This window comes from Blastococcus sp. SYSU D01042 (assembly GCF_054050515.1).
Genome location: NZ_JBJGZM010000007.1, coordinates 227,653 through 242,857, shown reverse-complemented (window position 1 = coordinate 242,857; position 15,205 = coordinate 227,653). Strand labels below are relative to the sequence as shown.

The following is a 15,205-nucleotide window of genomic DNA, read 5'->3' as shown; positions in this document are numbered from 1 at the left end:
AAACGTGCCAGGCTCCGGGCATGAGCCGGCTCGCCGACGTCGACCTGACCGCCTCGCTGGACGGGAAGGAGGCGAAGGACCAGCTCGCCGCCGCGCAGCAGCGGCTGACCCACCTGCGGCTGCTGCTGGGCGGCCAGATCGGCTCGGGCGAGCTGGGCCCGCCGCTGCTGGTCCTGTTCGAGGGCTGGGACGCCTCCGGCAAGGGCGGGGCGATCAAGCGGCTGGTCGAGCCGCTCGACCCGCGGCACGCCCGGGTGGCCCAGTTCGCCGCACCCACGCACGACGAGAAGCGGCACCACTTCCTGTGGCGGTTCTGGCCGGTGCTGCCCGGCTGGGGCGGGATGGCCGTCCTCGACCGCACCTGGTACGGCCGGGTGCTCGTCGAGCGCGTCGAGGGCTACGCCCCCGAGGAGGCCTGGCGCCGGGCCTACGGCGAGATCGTCGACCTCGAGACGTCGCTGGCCGCGGAGGGCACCGTGCTGGTCAAGTTCTGGATGCACGTCTCCGCCGAGGAGCAGCTGCGCCGGTTCGAGGCGCGCCGGGACGACCCCTACAAGGCCTGGAAGCTCACCGACGAGGACTGGCGCAACCGCGACAAGCGCGCCGACTACGAGGCCGCCGTCGAGGAGATGCTCGACCGCACCGACCACCCCGCCGGCCCCTGGCACGTGGTCGCGGCCGAGGACAAGCGGTGGGCGCGGGTGTTCGTGGTGCGCACCGTCTGCGAGGCGATCGAACGGGCGCTGACCGCCCGCGGCATCGACGCCGACCGTCCGCCGGTCCGATGAGTTCCGCGGCGGGCGGCGGTCGGACCGGCATGACCACCGTGCTCACCACCCGCACGCTGCCCGTGCCGGGTGCCGTCCTCGCCTACGACGTCCGCGGCCCGCTCCCGACCGCCGACGGGCAGGCCCCGCTGCTCATGATCGGGCAGCCCATGGAGGCCGCCGGGTTCGCCACCTTCGCCGAGCTCTTCCCCGACCGGACCGTGGTCACCTACGACCCGCGGGGACTCGGCCGCAGCGCCCGCACCGACGGCCGCTCGACCAACGACCCGGAGCAGCAGGCCGACGACCTGCACCGGCTGGTCGGCGCGCTGGGCGCCGGCCCGGTGGACGTGCTCACCAGCAGCGGCGGCGCGGTCACCGCGCTGGCCTGGGTGGCCGCCCGTCCCGGCGACGTCCGGACCCTGGTGGCGCACGAGCCCCCGCTGGTCGCCGTGCTGCCCGACGCCGAGCAGGTCTTCGCCGCCGAGCGGGCGGTGCAGCGGGCGTACGCCGAGCGCGGCTGGGGAGCCGGCATGGCCGGCTTCCTGGCCCTCACCAGCCGGCAGGGCGAGTTCACCGACGACTTCGAGCTGCCCGCGCCGGAGACCTCCGGGCTGCCCGCCGAGGACGACGGCAACCGGACCGACCCGCTGCTGTCCGGTGCCTCCAACGCCGTCACCGCCTACCGGCCCGACGTCGCCGCCCTGCAGGCCGCGCCGACCCGGGTCGTGATCGCCGCGGGGACCGAGTCGCGGGGCACGCTCACCTGGCGCACCGCCGCCGCGACCGCCGAGCTGCTCGGCCAGGAGCTCACCGTCTTCCCGAGCCACCACGGCGGGTTCATGGGCGGCGAGCACGGCTACGCCGGCCAGCCGGAGGCCTTCGCCGCCCGGCTGCGGGAGGTGCTCGCCGGCTAGCCGATGGCGGCGTGCTGCCGCACCCAGGCGTGCATCGCGATGCCGGCCGCGACGCCGACGTTGATGGAGCGGGTCGAGCCGAACTGGGCGATGGAGACGGTGAGATCCGCCCCCGCCCGCGCCTCCTCCGTCAGGCCCGGGCCCTCCTGCCCGAACAGCAGCAGGCAGCGCTCCGGCAGCACGGCGGTCTCGATCGGCACAGCGCCGGGGTGGTTGTCGACGGCCACCACGGGCAGCCGCTCCGCGGCGGCGAAGGCCAGCAGCGCACCGACGTCCGGGTGGTGGTGCAGGTGCTGGTACCGGTCGGTGACCATCGCGCCCCGGCGGTTCCAGCGGCGCCGGCCCACGATGTGCACCTCGGCGGCCAGGAACGCGTTGGCCGTGCGCACCACCGTGCCGATGTTCAGGTCGTGGCCGAAGTTCTCGATGGCGACGGAGAACCCGTGCCGGCGGCGGTCGAGGTCGGCGACGATCGCCTCGACCGACCAGTACCGGTACCTGTCGGCGACGTTGCGCCGGTCGCCGCCGGCGAGCAGCTCGGGGTCGTAGCGGGGATCCTCCGGCCACGGGCCCGCCCACGGGCCGACGCCGACCGTCGTCCCCCAGTCGGTGGGTCCGGGCAGCTCGTCGTCGGGCACGCCAGGCAGGATCGCAGGGTGGCTGCCGACGTCTACGTCCACCTCATCGAGCCGGGCGCGTGGCGGGCGGCGCTGGCCGACGGAGCGGTCCGGCCGCCGTCGCTGGACTCGGTCGGGTTCGTCCACCTGTCGACGCCCGAGCAGGTGCACCTCCCGGCGCAGGCGCTGTTCCCGGGTCGCCGGGACCTCGTGCTGCTCGTCGTCGACCCCGCCCGGCTGGCCGATCCGGTGCGTCTGGAGCCCGGGCGCCCCGAGGACCCGGCCGGGATGCTCTTCCCCCACCTCTACGGCCCGCTGCCGACCCGCGCCGTCGTCGCCGTCGTCCCCTACCGGCCGCCGCTGCAGCCTGTGCTGCCCTCCCCCGCGGACGCGCTCGGCCGGGCGGTGGCGCTCGGCACGTCCCTGCCGGTGCGCCGGGCCGTGGGCGTGGGCGACGTGCCGGGCGGGGTGGCCGTGCTCGACCCGGACGTCGTCGCGTCCTACGACAACAACCGCCTGCTGCTCACCTCCGCGGTCGACGCCGCGACGGTGGCGGCGGCCGCGGAGGAGGTCGGCGGCAACGCCGGCTGGCCGCACCGCGCAGCGCACCTCGTCTGGCCCGGCGCCGGGCCGGTCGCCGCGGAGCTGGCCCGGTCGGGCTGGGCCGTCGAGGAGCTGGTGCTCATGGCCCGCTCCCCCGACCCGCGGCCGGAGGTCGCGACCGACCGGGTGGAGACCGTGCCGCAGGCCGAGGTGCACGCCCTGTGGGACAGCTCGTGGCGGCGCGACCTGGCCGGCATCGAGCGGCTGGACGCCACCGTCGCCCAGCTCGTCGCACGCGAGCGTCTCAACGACCGCGTCGTCGCGGTCACCGACCTGGCGGTGCGCGAGATGGGCCGGGTCGTCGCCGCCGCGCAGCTGCGGGTGGACGGCGCCACGGCGGCGGTGGAAGCGGTGATGACCGACCCCGCCTCCCGCGGCCGCGGGCACGCCGACGCGCTGCTCACCCGGGCGCTGGAGCTCGCCGGCGAGCAGGGCTGCGACCTCGTGGTGCTCGAGGCGGTGGCCGACGACTGGCCGCGGCACTGGTACGCCCGCCGCGGGTTCACCGAGGTGGGCCGCACCTGGTCGGTGAGCCGCCCGGCCTAGCCGACCGGGGCGAGCAGCGAGAGCAGCAGGTAGGCGACCGCGGCGGAGGGCAGCAGCGAGTCCAGGCGGTCCATGAGCCCGCCGTGCCCCGGCAGCAGGTTGCCCATGTCCTTGATGCCGAGGTCGCGCTTGATCAGGGACTCCCCCAGGTCGCCGATCGTGGCCGTGACCGCGATCGCCAGACCGAAGAGGGCACCGCCCCACCACGGCTCGTGGAAGGTGAGGGTGAACAGCAGGACGCCGATCGTCACGCAGGCCAGCACCGAGCCGGCCATGCCCTCCCAGGACTTCTTCGGGCTGATCGAGGGCGCCATCGGGTGCTTGCCGAACAGCACACCCGCTGCGTAGCCGCCGACGTCGCTGCACACCACCGTGGCGATGAACGCGAGCACGCGGGCCACGCCGTCGTCGGGCACGGTCAGCAGGACGGCGAAGCCGGCGAGCAGCGGGACGTAGAGCGCCACCAGCACGCCCGCCGACGCGTCGCGGAGGTAGCCGGCCGGGCCGTCGGCCAGCCGCCACAGCAGCACCGCCAGGACGGTGGCGAGGAAGCCGGTCACCAGCCCCGTGGCACCGCGGGTCCAGGCCAGCGCCAACATCGCCGCCGCGCCGACCAGCAGCGGCACCAGGGGTGCGCGGAAGGACCCGGCCTGCAGGGCGCGGGTGAGCTCGACGACGCCGACGAGGATGGCGACGACCACCAGGCCGACGAACGCCCCGCGCCAGATCAGCAGCGAGGCGAGGATGAGGGCGACCAGACCCAGGGCGACGCCGATGGCGGCCCGCAGGTCGCGGCCGGCCCGGCCGTGCACCGGCTTCTCGGTCTCCGGCAGCTCGCTGGCCGGGACGTCGGCCGGACCCTGCGCCTCGTCCGCTTCGGCGTCCGCGGGGTGGACCGCCGGGGCCTCCACCGTCGCGTCGGGCACGGTCACGGGTGACCGGGACGGCAGGGGCGGCAGCGGGGGCACCGAGCGGGACCGGGAGACCGGCCCGGTGTCGCCCTCGGCCCGTCCGGCTCGGGGAGCCGCGGGCGGGAACGGCTGCGCTCCCGGGCGCAGGGAGCCCGGGCGGTCGGCGGCTGGGGGTGTCATGGGCTCGGAGCCGTTCGGAGGTCAGACCTCGAGCAGCTCGGACTCCTTGTTCTTCATCGCCTCGTCCACGTGCGCGACGTGCTGCTCGGTGAGGTTGTCGAGCTCCTTCTCCGCGCGCCGGACGTCGTCCTCGCCGGCCTCGCCGTCCTTGGCGATGCGGTCGAGCTCGTCCTTGGCGCGGCGGCGGATGTTGCGGATGGCGATCTTCGCGTCCTCGCCCTTGGCGCGGGCCTGCTTGACCAGGTCGCGACGGCGCTCCTCGGTCAGCTGCGGGAACACGACGCGCACGATCTGGCCGTCGTTGGTCGGGTTGACGCCGAGGTCGCTGTCGCGGATGGCCTTCTCGATGGCCGAGAGCTGGCTCATGTCGTAGGGCTTGATGACCGCCATGCGCGCCTCGGGCACGGTGATCGAGGCCATCTGCGGCACCGGCGTGTAGGCGCCGTAGTAGTCGACCATGATCTTGCTGAACATGGAGGGCGCGGCCCGTCCGGTGCGGACCGAGCCGAGGTCCTCGCGGGCGACCGACAGAGCCTTGTCCATCCGCTCCTCGGCATCGAGCAGGGTGTCGTCGATCACGGGTTGTCCCTCCTGCGGCGGCCGGACCGCGGCCGCCGTCGTCCTCGTCTGGTGCGATCGTGCGCCGGCGTCAGGCCGGCTGGCTGATCAGCGTGCCGATCCTCTCACCTGCGGTCGCCCGGGCGATGTTGCCGTCGCGCAGCAGGTTGAACACCACGATGGGCATCTGGTTGTCCATGCACAGGCTGATCGCGGTGGCGTCGGCCACCTTGAGCTGCTTGGCCAGCACCGTCGTGTAGTCCAGGTCGTCGTACATGACGGCGTCGGGGTTGGTGCGCGGGTCGTCGTCGTACACGCCGTCGACACCGTTCTTGCCCATGAGCAGCACCTGGCACTCGATCTCGAGCGCGCGCTGGGCGGCGACGGTGTCGGTGGAGAAGTAGGGCATGCCGGCGCCGGCGCCGAAGATGACCAGCCGGCCCTTCTCGAGGTGCCGGATCGCCTTGCGCGGGATGTAGGGCTCGGCGACCTGGCCCATCGTGATCGCCGACTGCACGCGGGTCTCCAGGCCCTCCTTCTCGCAGAAGTCCTGCAGCGCCAGGCAGTTCATGACCGTGCCGAGCATGCCCATGTAGTCGGCCTTGGTGCGGTCCATGCCGGCCTGCGAGAGCTCCGCGCCGCGGAAGAAGTTGCCGCCACCCATGACGACGGCGACCTGGGTGCCCCGCGAGATGACCTCGGCGAGCTGCTTGGCGATGCCGCGGACGATGTCGGCGTCGACGCCCACCTTGCCCCCGCCGAAGGTCTCGCCCGAGAGCTTGAGCAGCACCCGCTTGTAGCCGTCGCCGTCGGCGGGCTGGAACGCGGTCGGCGCGGACAGCGGTGCGGTGGTGTCGGTCAACGCGTCATCCCTCGTTCGACATCGGTTGGTTGATCCTGCCGCACAGACGATCGGCCCCGCTCCCGGAGGGGAGCGGGGCCGACTGCCGTGCGCAGTGCCTTACGCCTGGCCGACCTCGAAGCGCGCGAAGCGCTCCACGGTCAGGCCGGCCTCGTCGACGATCTGCTTGACCGTGCGCTTGGGCTCGGTGATCGACGGCTGCTCGAGCAGGACGAAGTCCTTGTAGTAGGCGTTGACCCGACCCTCGACGATCTTGCTGATCGCCTGCTCGGGCTTGCCCTCCTCCTTGGCCGTCTGCTCGGCGACGCGGCGCTCGGTCTCGACCGCCTCGGCCGGGACCTCCTCGCGGGTGAGGTAGCGCGGGCGCGCGGCGGCGATGTGCATCGCCAGGCTGCGGGCCGCGTCCTCGCTGCCACCGCTGTACTGCACGGCGACACCGATGGCCGGGGGCAGGTCGGTGGCCCGCTTGTGCAGGTAGGTGGCCGTGGTGCCCTCGAAGATCGCGAAGCGGCTCAGGACGAGCTTCTCGCCGATGCGGGCGGACTCGCCCTCGACCAGCGCGGCGACGGTCTGGCCGTCGACCTCGGTGGCCAGCAGCGCCGCGGCGTCGGCCGCCCCGTTGCTGACGCCGATCTCGAGCAGCCGCTCGGCGAGGGCGATGAAGTCGGCGTTCTTGGCGACGAAGTCGGTCTCGCAGTCGAGCTCGAGCAGCGCGCCGCCCTTGCTGGCGACGATGCCGTTGGTCGTGGAGCGCTCGAGGCGCTTCCCGACGTCCTTGGCGCCCTTGACGCGCAGCAGCTCGACGGCCTTGTCGTAGTCGCCGTCGGCCTCGGTCAGGGCCTTCTTGCAGTCCATCATGCCGGCGCCGGTGGCGTCGCGGAGACGCTTGACGTCGGCTGCGGTGAACTCAGCCATGTCACTTCCTCTGTGGTCTGTGGTGCTGCGGAGAGAGTGGTGCGGGCGTGCCGCGGCGCTGCCCCGGGCCGAAGCCCGGGGCGGCGCCGGGCGATCAACCGTTCTGCGCGCCCTGGGTGCCGGTCTCGGTGCTACCGGTGGCGGGGACGCCCTCGACCGGGGCGACCTGCTCGGCGGTGACCGTCGGCGCCTCGGCCGGGGTCTCCGGCAGCGGGGTGGCGGTGGCGTCGTCGGCCGGGGCGGCCGCGGCGTCACCACCGGTGAGCAGCTCGCGCTCCCAGTCGGCCAGCGGCTGGTCGCCGCCGATGACGGGCTCGGCGCCGTCCTCGCGGCCGGCGTTGGCCTGCGCGGCCGAGCGGGCCATGAGGCCCTCGGCCACGGCGTCGGCGATCACGCGGGTCAGCACGGTGATGCTGCGGATGGCGTCGTCGTTGCCGGGGATCTTGTAGTCGACCTCGTCGGGGTCGCAGTTGGTGTCCAGGATCGCGACGACCGGGATGTTCAGCTTCTGGGCCTCGCCGACGGCGATGTGCTCCTTCTTGGTGTCCACGATCCAGATGGCGCTGGGCACCTTCTTCATGTCGCGGATACCGCCGAGGGAGCGGTCCAGCTTGGCCTTCTCGCGGCTGAGGACCAGCTGCTCCTTCTTGGACAGGCTGACCAGCACGCCGGTCTGCTCCATGTCCTCGATCTCCTTGAGGCGCTCGAGGCGCTTGAAGACCGTCTGGAAGTTGGTGAGCATGCCGCCGAGCCAGCGCTGGTTGACGTAGGGCATGCCCACGCGCGTGGCCTGCTCGGCGACGACCTCCTGCGCCTGGCGCTTGGTGCCGACGAACAGGATCGAGCCGCCGTGCGCGACCGTCTGCTTGACGAACTCGTAGGCGTTGTCGATGTACCCGAGCGTCTGCTGCAGGTCGATGATGTAGATGCCGTTGCGCTCGGTGAAGATGAAGCGCTTCATCTTCGGGTTCCAGCGACGGGTCTGGTGCCCGAAGTGGACGCCGCTGTCGAGCAGCTGCTTCATGCTGACGACTGCCATGGTCGCAGCCTCTCTCGTGTGCGCGCGGCCACGAGGCCGCGCGTTCTCGGTTGCCGCGGGCGCCGGGTTGACGGCCCGCCCTGGCGTCCTGCGGCGCCACTCCCCCGGCCGTTGCGGGCCGGGACCGAGGTGGCGACTGCCCCGCCGGAGCGGGATGAGGACGCGCGAAGTCGACCCGACGGACGGGTCGCACCGGTCAGCATACGCGACAGCGGGGGCCGTCCTCCCCAGCCGTCCCGGCCGTCCACAGCTGCCCGGAACCCGTTCCTCGGGGGGCTCCGGTCGTCCACCGTCGGCGCATGCGGACCGCGCTCCCCCTCCTGCTGGCGGTGCTGACCGCCGCCGTCGTGGCGCCGGGTCCCTCGACGGCCGCCCCGGGGCTCCCGACCCCCTCCCCCGTGCCGGTCGCCGGCTGGACGGCGCCCCTGCCCGGGCCGCCGGAGGTCACGCGCCCGTTCGAGGCGCCGGCGCACGCCTACGGGCCGGGCCACCGAGGGGTCGACCTCGCCGGGTCCCCCGGGGCGCCGGTCCTCGCGGCCGGGGACGGGGTGGTCGTCTTCGCCGGCATGGTGGCCGGGCGGCCGGTGGTCAGCGTCGACCACCCGGGCGGCCTGCGGACGACGTACGAGCCGGTCGAGCGCTCGGTCACGGCCGGCCAGCGCGTGGCCCGCGGCTCGCCGCTCGGGATGCTGGCGCCGGGGCACCCCGGCTGCCCGTCGCAGGCCTGCCTGCACTGGGGGCTGCGGCGCGGGGAGGTCTACCTGGACCCGATGACGCTGCTGGCCGTCCCGCGGGTGCGCCTGCTGCCGCTGCGCGGAGGCCGTGCGGTCAGCCGGCGTCGCAGAGCGCCAGCGCCTCGTGCGGTCTGCCGTCGACCGTGCTGCGGGAGCCCCACCGGTCGAGCAGCACCGCCTCGACCACGGCTCTCATGCGATGTCGGCGAGCTTGGTGCGCAGGTGGAGCACGGCCTTGGTGTGCAGCTGGCAGATCCGGCTCTCGGTCACGCCGAGCACCCGGCCGATGTCGGCCAGGGTGAGCCCCTCGAAGTAGTAGAGGGAGACGACGACCTTCTCCCGCTCGGGCAGCTGCTCGACGGCGCGGGCCAGCAGCTGGCGCGCCTCGCCGTTCTCCGCCATCGCCTGCGGGTCGAGGGCGCTGGTGTCCTGGAGGGTGTCGCCCAGGCGCGGGGAGCCGCCCTCGTCGTCGGTCAGGAGCTCGTCGAGGGCGACGACGTTGACCAGGGAGAGCTGGCCGAGGAACTTGCGGATGTCCTCGACGTCCATGTCCATGGCGTCGGCGACCTCGTCGTCGGTCGGCGTGCGGTGCAGCCGCCCCTCGAGCTCGGCGACGGTGCGTTCGAACTGACGGGCCTTCATGCGGACCGACCGCGGGATCCAGTCGGTGTTGCGCAGCTCGTCGATGATCGCGCCGCGGATGCGGGCCATCGCGTAGCTCTCGAACTTGACCTCGCGGGTCGGCTCGTAGCGGGTGATGGCGTCGATGAGGCCGAAGGTGCCGTAGGAGACCAGGTCGGCCTGCTCCACGTGCGTCGGCAGGCCGCTACCGACCCGGCCGGCGACGTACTTCACCAGCGGGGCGTAGTGGAGGATCAGCCGGTCCCGCAGCGCCGGGTCGCGGTCGGCGACGTACTGGGCCCACAGCTGGGCGATGAACGCGTCGGTGTCCTCGGCCGCCTCGTCGAGCCGCTGGATCGTTGCCTCAGGCACGGTGGCCCTCCTCGCTCGCGCTGCGGGCTCGCGCCCCCGTCGTCCTGCCTGGTGTCATCGCCGCGGACGCATCCGTGGCCGCCCGTCCCCTCACGCTCGCGGATGAGCCTGGGCGTGGACCGCACGGAGCCGCTCGACGGTCACGTGCGTGTAGATCTGCGTCGTCGCGAGGCTAGCGTGGCCGAGCAGCTCCTGGACGGAGCGCAGGTCCGCGCCGCCCTCGAGGACGTGCGTCGCCGCCGAGTGCCGCAGGCCGTGCGGACCCACGTCGGGAGCCCCGGGCGCCGCCGCGACGGCGGCGTGCACGGTGCGGCGCGCCTCGCGCGCATCCAGCCGGCGCCCGCGGGCGCCGAGCAGCAGCGCCGGCCCCGACCCGGCGACGGCGAGCGCCGGGCGGCCCCGGCTCAGCCACGCGTCGAGCGCGGCCTCGGCCGGCACGCCGTACGGGACGGCGCGCTCCTTGCGCCCCTTGCCCAGCACGCGCAGCACGCGCCGCCCGCGGTCGACGTCGTCGACGTCCAGCCCGACCAGCTCGCTGACCCGGATGCCGCTGGCGTAGAGCAGCTCCAGGACGACCGCGTCGCGCAGCCCGATCGGGTCCTCGGCGCCCGCGGCCGACTCGACGACGGCACGCGCCTGCTCGGGGGCGAGCACGTCGGGCAGCGTGCGGTGGGCCCGCGGGCTGACCAATCGCAGCCCGACGTCCTCGGTGGTGAGGTCGGCGCGGCGCAGCCAGCGGGTGAACGAGCGAGCCGCGGCGGCGTGCCGCGCGGTGGTGGCTCGGCTGTGCCCCTTCGTGCGGCCCTGCGCCAGCCAGCTGCGCAGCACCGGCAGGTCGAGGTGGTGGGGCTGCTCCCCGCCCCGCCGCGCGAGGTGGTCGAGCAGACCGACTGCGTCGGTGACGTAACCGCGGACGGTGTGCTCCGAGAGGTCCCGCTGGCTGCGCAGGTGCTCCTCGTACCCGGCCAGCGCCTCGGCCAGGGCCGGGGGCAGGGCGGCGCGCGCATCTGCCGTCCCGGTCGCCATGCGCAGACCGTCCGTCGGCACGCGCGGCCGGTCAAGACGCCGCGCCGAACCGGCGGACCGCAACTCCGTCGCCGTCCGTCAACCGCCGGGTCCGCACAGCTACGGCATCGCGGCCACCGTGAAGTCGCGCCGGGAACCCGGGCCGCCGATGGCGGGCGGCCGTGCCTCTGCTCCCTCAGCAACCGGGAAGCTGCCGAGCGCCAGGGTCTGCGGTACGGATTTCCAGCTGTAGACGAGCAGGAGGAGGCAGACGGCGACAGCGATCACCCACGGCCAGGGGCGGTCGAGCGCCGCCGCAGCCGCCAGGACCAATCCGGTGCTCGCCGTGATCACGACCCACGAGGCCGCGAGCACGCCCCCGATGGTGTTGTGGCGGGCGACGCCTCCCTCCTTCTCGAAGCGTCGCTTGCAGATGACCAGGAGCAGTGGCGCTGCCCCGATCAAGCCGGCTGCGAGGGCCGAGGCGATGACGATGGTGCTCTGCGCCTGCGACGAGTCCGTTCCCAGCACGATCTCGAGCGGATCGGTTGCGGCGAACAGCCCGGTGAACAAGGCCGTCGCGAGACCGGCGTTCGAAGCCCAGGTGTCGGTGAAGCTCCAGTCCGCGGTGATCCCGGGCAAGGTGGAGCCGAGGTGGTGTTCACCTCGCTGGCTCAACGTCGCCCACACGCGGCTGAGCTTCTTCTGCTCCTGGGTTGCCCCGCTCGCAACGGGGCGCTCCGGATTGCCGCGGGGACTCGTCTTCCAGAACGCGTAGGGAGGTACCACGGCCACGAGTCCGAGGAGCCCCGCCAGCGCGAAGAACCACAGGGGCCCGGGCGCGGGATCCGGCGGCTGGGCGATCGAGAAGCTGAAGTCCACCGTCGTGGTGCCGGCGGGCCCGTCCGGCGCTGTCGTGAGGGTGGCTGCCCTCTCCTCGTCACCTTCTTCGCAGCGCATCTCGAAGGTCGCCTCGCCTTGGCGCAGTGCTTCCACGGTCGGTGCGACCGCGGGGGCCTCGCAACGGCTGGCAGTGAGTGACAGTTCGACGTCCTCGGCGTTCAGGTTCCAGACCGTGAGGTGCAGCGTCGTCGTCCCGTCGGAGCCGCGTGTGGCCTCGTAGGGACCGGTGCCGACGACGATGTCGGCCCGCGCGGCTGCTGGTGCGAGCAGTGGCAGCATCGCGGCGGCGACGACCGCGACGCACACCCGGCGCCCCCGACTGGTCACGCCACCCTCCCCGTCGATCGCATCGCACGAGTGACGGGCAGCGTAGGGGGAGGCGTCGGTCCACGGAGGCCTCCGCTCCCTCCGAGATGCTCGTGGGCGGACCGCGCGGCGCCGCTCCCCTCACGCGTGGTCAGCTGCTCGTGCGACGCGCCAGCCGGTACCGGTCCACTCCACGAGGTCCGCCAGCTCCAGGGCGGGCAGCACGCGCAGCACCTCGAGGACGTCGCAGCCCGCCACCGCGGCCAGCCGCTCGGGGCTCACACCCACCCGCACCGGGCAGGCGTCGAGCACGCGGGTGGCCAGGTCGGAGAGCCCGTCCCGGGGCGACGCGGGGCGGGGCGCGGGCTCGGCGAGGTCGGCGCCGATGCTGCCGACCTCCTCGACGACGTGCGCCGCCGAGGCGACCAGCCGGGCGGCGAGGCCCACGTCGCGGAGCAGCTCGTGGCACCCGACGCTCATCGCGGAGGTGGTCGGCCCGGGCACGACCATGACCGACCGGCCGAGGTCCTGCGCCCGGCGCGCGGTGGCCTGCGCCCCGGAGCGCGCGGCCGCCTCGACGACGACCGTGCCACGGGTGAGCGCGGCGATCAGCCGGTTCCGCACGAGGAACCGGTGGCGCAGCGGCGCGGATCCCGGTGGCCACTCGCTGACCAGCAACCCGGTCTCGGCGATCCGGGCGAAGAGCGCGCCGTGCGCCGCCGGGTAGGGCCGGTCCACCCCGCAGGAGAGCACCACGACCGTCGCCGCCCCGGCCGCCAGCGCGCCCCGGTGCGCGGCGGCGTCGATGCCCAGGGCTCCGCCCGAGACGACGGTCCAGCCGCGCTCGCCCAGCTGGTGCCCCAGCTCGGCCGCGACGTGCTCGCCGTACGCGGTGGACGCCCGGGCGCCGACGACCGCGACCGAGCGGTCGACCACCTCGTCGAGCCGCCCGGGCCCGCGCACCCACAGCGCCAGCGGAGGCACCAGGGCCTTGGTCCGGTCGGACTGCTCCTTCCGCTCGTCGGGTTCCGCGGCCACCGCGAGGGTGAGCGCGTGCAGCGGCAGGTGCGGCCACTCGTCGTCCTCCGGCACGACCAGCCGTGCGCCGCACTGCTCGGCGCGCCGCAGATCGGCCAGCGTGGTGTCCTGCTCGGCCCGCGCGCCCACGAGGGAGCGCACCGCGGCGGGCGCCCGCCCGTCCCGCAGCCGCCGGACCGCCTCCACCGGGCCGAAGTCGTCCACGTACCGCCAGAGGTCGATCGTGCCCGGTTCGACCGCGCGGCTCAGCCAGGCCCGCGCCCGGCGCAGGCCGGCGTCCTGCCGACCTCCGCCCGTCCCGGCGACGGCATCCTCGAGGTCCTCGTCCAGGGTGGTCACGCCGCCACCCGTTGCAGCCGCATGCCGAGGGCCTCGGCGACCTCGTCCGCGCCGGGCACCGTCCGGCCGGCGAGGTCGGCCAGCGTCCAGGCGACCCGCTGGACGCGGTCGAAGCCGCGCACGGACAGCGCTCCCCGCTCCAGCGCCCGCTCGGCCAGGGCCAGGGCGGCCCGGGGCGGCGCGAAGCGCTCGCGCAGCAGCCGGCCGGGCACCTCGCTGTTCACACCCAGCCCGGTGCCGGCCAGCCGCTCGGCCGCGACCGCCCGCGCCACCCGCACGCGGCGGGCGACGACCTCGGAGGTCTCCGGCTCGCCCATCCCGTCGAGCCAGGCCGCCCGCGTCACCGGCGGCAGCTCCACCCGCAGGTCGATGCGGTCCAGCAGCGGCCCGGAGAGCCGGGACCGGTACCGCCGCCGCTCCAGCGGGCTGCAGGTGCAGGCGGCGTCGCCGGCGGCGCTGGCGCACGGGCAGGGGTTGGCGGCGAGCACCAGCTGCGCCCGGCAGGGGTAGGTCGCCGAACCCGACGCGCGGTGGATCGTCACCTGCCCGCGCTCGAGGGGCTGGCGCAGCGTGTCGAGCACCGTCCGCGGAACTCGGGCGCCTCGTCCATGAACAGCACGCCCCGGTGCGCCCGGCACACCGCGCCGGGCCGGATCTGCCCCGACCCGCCGCCCACCAGCGCCGCCATGGACGCCGAGTGGTGCGGCGCCTCGAAGGGCGGCCGGGTGAGCAGCGGCGCGCCTGGTGGCAGGCTCCCGGCGATCGAGTGGACGGCGGTCACCTCCAGCGCCCCCTGCTCGTCCAGCGAGGGCAGCAGGCCGGGCAGCCGCTCGGCGAGCATCGTCTTGCCGGCTCCCGGCGGCCCGGCCAGGAAGAGGTGGTGCCCGCCGGCCGCGGCCACCTCCACGGCCCGGCGGCCGGTGCTCTGCCCCACCACGTCGCCCAGGTCCGGCCCCGGCGACGGCTCCGGCAACGCCCCTCGCGTGTGCGGCACCAGGCGGGTCCGGCCGGCGAGGTGGCCCACCAGCTGCACGAGCGAGCTCACCGCCAGCACCGCGACGTCCTCGACCAGCGCCGCCTCGTCGGCGTTGACGGCCGGCACCACCACCTCGGCGTGCCCGGCACGCGCCGCGGCGAGCACCGACGGCAGCACGCCGCGGATGGCCCGCACCGAGCCGTCGAGCCCGAGCTCGCCGAGCAGCACCAGCCGCTCCACCGACTTCTCCGGGACCGCTCCGGACGCCGCCAGCACGGCCGCGGCCAGGGCGAGGTCGAAGCCGCTCCCCTGCTTGGGCATGGACGCCGGTGACAGCCCGATGGTGATCCGCCGCAGCGGGAACTCCCCGCCCGCGTTGACGACGGCGGCCTTCACCCGGTCCACCGACTGGCGCACCACCGCGTCGGGCAGCCCGACCAGCGCCACCCCGGGGACCCCGGTGGCGATGTCCACCTCGACCTCGACCATCGCACCGTGCACGCCGGCCAGGCCCACCGACCACGTACGGGCGAGCGTCACGAGAACGCCGCCCGGAGGTGGGTGACCAGCGCCGGGCCGGTTCGGGGCACCAGCACCCCTACGACGTCGAAGCGCAGGTCGGGCGCGTGCTCGTCGTGCGCAGCCAGCCAGCGCTGGGCCAGGATCCGGAGCCGCCGCTGCTTGGCCGGGGTGACCGCCTCCACGGGGTGCCCGTAACCGACGCCGCGCCGCGTCTTCACCTCGCAGAAGACGAGCGCGGGGCCCTCGCGGGCGACGAGGTCGAGCTCGCCGTCGCGGCAGCGCCAGTTGCGGTCGAGCAGCCGGAGGCCGACGTCGGTCAGGTAGGCCGCGGCGATGCGTTCGCCGTGGGCCCCCAGTTCGTTGCGTGTGGGCACCGGTCGACCGTCGCCCGGCGCGGCCGGTCAGGACAGGATGCCGCCGGATCTGTGGACGACGGCGCCGGCTGTGGACGCGGCCGGTCCGGGGCCGCCGCGG

General features: G+C 74.7%; 15 protein-coding genes and 2 pseudogenes. 4 read left to right on the top strand and 13 right to left on the bottom strand.

Going from position 1 to position 15,205, the window contains the following annotated elements; all coding sequences use genetic code 11:
• Positions 1 to 20: 20 nt before the first annotated feature.
• Both ACI79H_RS14805 and ACI79H_RS14800 read left to right on the top strand, forming a co-directional pair.
• The gene (locus ACI79H_RS14805) at positions 21 to 788 is read left to right on the top strand and encodes a polyphosphate kinase 2 family protein (protein ID WP_456555160.1); all 768 of its coding nucleotides are present in this window, start codon (positions 21 to 23) and stop codon (positions 786 to 788) included.
• Between the two features lie 29 nt (positions 789 to 817).
• Entirely contained in the window at positions 818 to 1,684 is an 867-nt protein-coding gene (locus ACI79H_RS14800) for an alpha/beta fold hydrolase (protein ID WP_456555159.1), read from the top strand.
• Here ACI79H_RS14800 and ACI79H_RS14795 read toward each other — a convergent pair.
• Positions 1,681 to 2,322, bottom strand: coding sequence for a TrmH family RNA methyltransferase (locus ACI79H_RS14795; RefSeq protein ID WP_456555158.1), 642 nt, complete (start codon positions 2,320 to 2,322; stop codon positions 1,681 to 1,683). The genes ACI79H_RS14800 and ACI79H_RS14795 overlap by 4 nt on opposite strands.
• A gap of 18 nt (positions 2,323 to 2,340) precedes the next feature.
• Between ACI79H_RS14795 and ACI79H_RS14790 the strand changes: the two genes are divergently transcribed.
• Positions 2,341 to 3,450, top strand: coding sequence for a GNAT family N-acetyltransferase (locus ACI79H_RS14790; RefSeq protein ID WP_456555157.1), 1,110 nt, complete (start codon positions 2,341 to 2,343; stop codon positions 3,448 to 3,450).
• Here ACI79H_RS14790 and ACI79H_RS14785 read toward each other — a convergent pair.
• The 5 genes from ACI79H_RS14785 to rpsB all read right to left on the bottom strand — a co-directional run bounded on the left by ACI79H_RS14785 (position 3,447) and on the right by rpsB (position 7,915).
• Positions 3,447 to 4,382: a phosphatidate cytidylyltransferase gene (locus ACI79H_RS14785; RefSeq protein ID WP_456555156.1), complete on the bottom strand. Its 936-nt coding sequence runs from the start codon at positions 4,380 to 4,382 to the stop codon at positions 3,447 to 3,449. The genes ACI79H_RS14790 and ACI79H_RS14785 overlap by 4 nt on opposite strands.
• A gap of 180 nt (positions 4,383 to 4,562) precedes the next feature.
• Complete coding sequence (gene frr / locus ACI79H_RS14780; RefSeq protein ID WP_456555155.1) at positions 4,563 to 5,120, bottom strand: ribosome recycling factor; 558 nt, start codon at positions 5,118 to 5,120, stop codon at positions 4,563 to 4,565.
• Positions 5,121 to 5,190: 70 nt separating this feature from the next.
• On the bottom strand, positions 5,191 to 5,961 hold the full coding sequence (gene pyrH, locus ACI79H_RS14775) for a UMP kinase (protein ID WP_456555154.1): 771 nt from the start codon (positions 5,959 to 5,961) through the stop codon (positions 5,191 to 5,193).
• A gap of 99 nt (positions 5,962 to 6,060) precedes the next feature.
• A complete protein-coding gene (tsf, locus tag ACI79H_RS14770; RefSeq protein WP_456555153.1) occupies positions 6,061 to 6,876 on the bottom strand; it encodes a translation elongation factor Ts in 816 nt (271 codons plus the stop codon).
• A 94-nt stretch (positions 6,877 to 6,970) separates the two neighbouring features.
• Positions 6,971 to 7,915 (bottom strand): 30S ribosomal protein S2, encoded by a 945-nt coding sequence (gene rpsB / locus ACI79H_RS14765; RefSeq protein WP_456555152.1) that lies wholly within the window; start codon positions 7,913 to 7,915, stop codon positions 6,971 to 6,973.
• Positions 7,916 to 8,214: 299 nt separating this feature from the next.
• On the opposite strand from rpsB, the pseudogene ACI79H_RS14760 reads away from it, so the two are divergent.
• Positions 8,215 to 8,673 (top strand): annotated as a pseudogene (locus ACI79H_RS14760) (M23 family metallopeptidase); the annotation flags it as partial.
• A gap of 168 nt (positions 8,674 to 8,841) precedes the next feature.
• Here ACI79H_RS14760 and whiG read toward each other — a convergent pair.
• The 7 genes and pseudogenes from whiG to ACI79H_RS14725 all read right to left on the bottom strand — a co-directional run bounded on the left by whiG (position 8,842) and on the right by ACI79H_RS14725 (position 15,105).
• Positions 8,842 to 9,642 carry an RNA polymerase sigma factor WhiG gene (gene whiG / locus ACI79H_RS14755; protein ID WP_456555151.1) on the bottom strand — a complete coding sequence of 267 codons (801 nt, stop codon included), beginning with the start codon at positions 9,640 to 9,642 and terminating at the stop codon, positions 8,842 to 8,844.
• Between the two features lie 90 nt (positions 9,643 to 9,732).
• On the bottom strand, positions 9,733 to 10,668 hold the full coding sequence (locus tag ACI79H_RS14750; protein WP_456555150.1) for a tyrosine recombinase XerC: 936 nt from the start codon (positions 10,666 to 10,668) through the stop codon (positions 9,733 to 9,735).
• 99 nt (positions 10,669 to 10,767) lie between these two features.
• Positions 10,768 to 11,877 carry a hypothetical protein gene (locus tag ACI79H_RS14745; RefSeq protein WP_456555149.1) on the bottom strand — a complete coding sequence of 370 codons (1,110 nt, stop codon included), beginning with the start codon at positions 11,875 to 11,877 and terminating at the stop codon, positions 10,768 to 10,770.
• A 120-nt stretch (positions 11,878 to 11,997) separates the two neighbouring features.
• Positions 11,998 to 13,233 (bottom strand): DNA-processing protein DprA, encoded by a 1,236-nt coding sequence (gene dprA, locus ACI79H_RS14740; protein ID WP_456555148.1) that lies wholly within the window; start codon positions 13,231 to 13,233, stop codon positions 11,998 to 12,000.
• Entirely contained in the window at positions 13,230 to 13,550 is a 321-nt protein-coding gene (locus ACI79H_RS14735) for a magnesium chelatase subunit ChlI family protein (protein WP_456555179.1), read from the bottom strand. Before ACI79H_RS14735 ends, dprA begins: the two co-directional genes overlap by 4 nt.
• A gap of 78 nt (positions 13,551 to 13,628) precedes the next feature.
• Positions 13,629 to 14,698, bottom strand: a pseudogene (locus ACI79H_RS14730) (YifB family Mg chelatase-like AAA ATPase); the annotation flags it as partial.
• 47 nt (positions 14,699 to 14,745) lie between these two features.
• Positions 14,746 to 15,105, bottom strand: a complete 360-nt coding sequence (locus ACI79H_RS14725) for a YraN family protein (protein ID WP_456555147.1) — start codon at positions 15,103 to 15,105, stop codon at positions 14,746 to 14,748.
• Positions 15,106 to 15,205 lie beyond the last annotated feature (100 nt).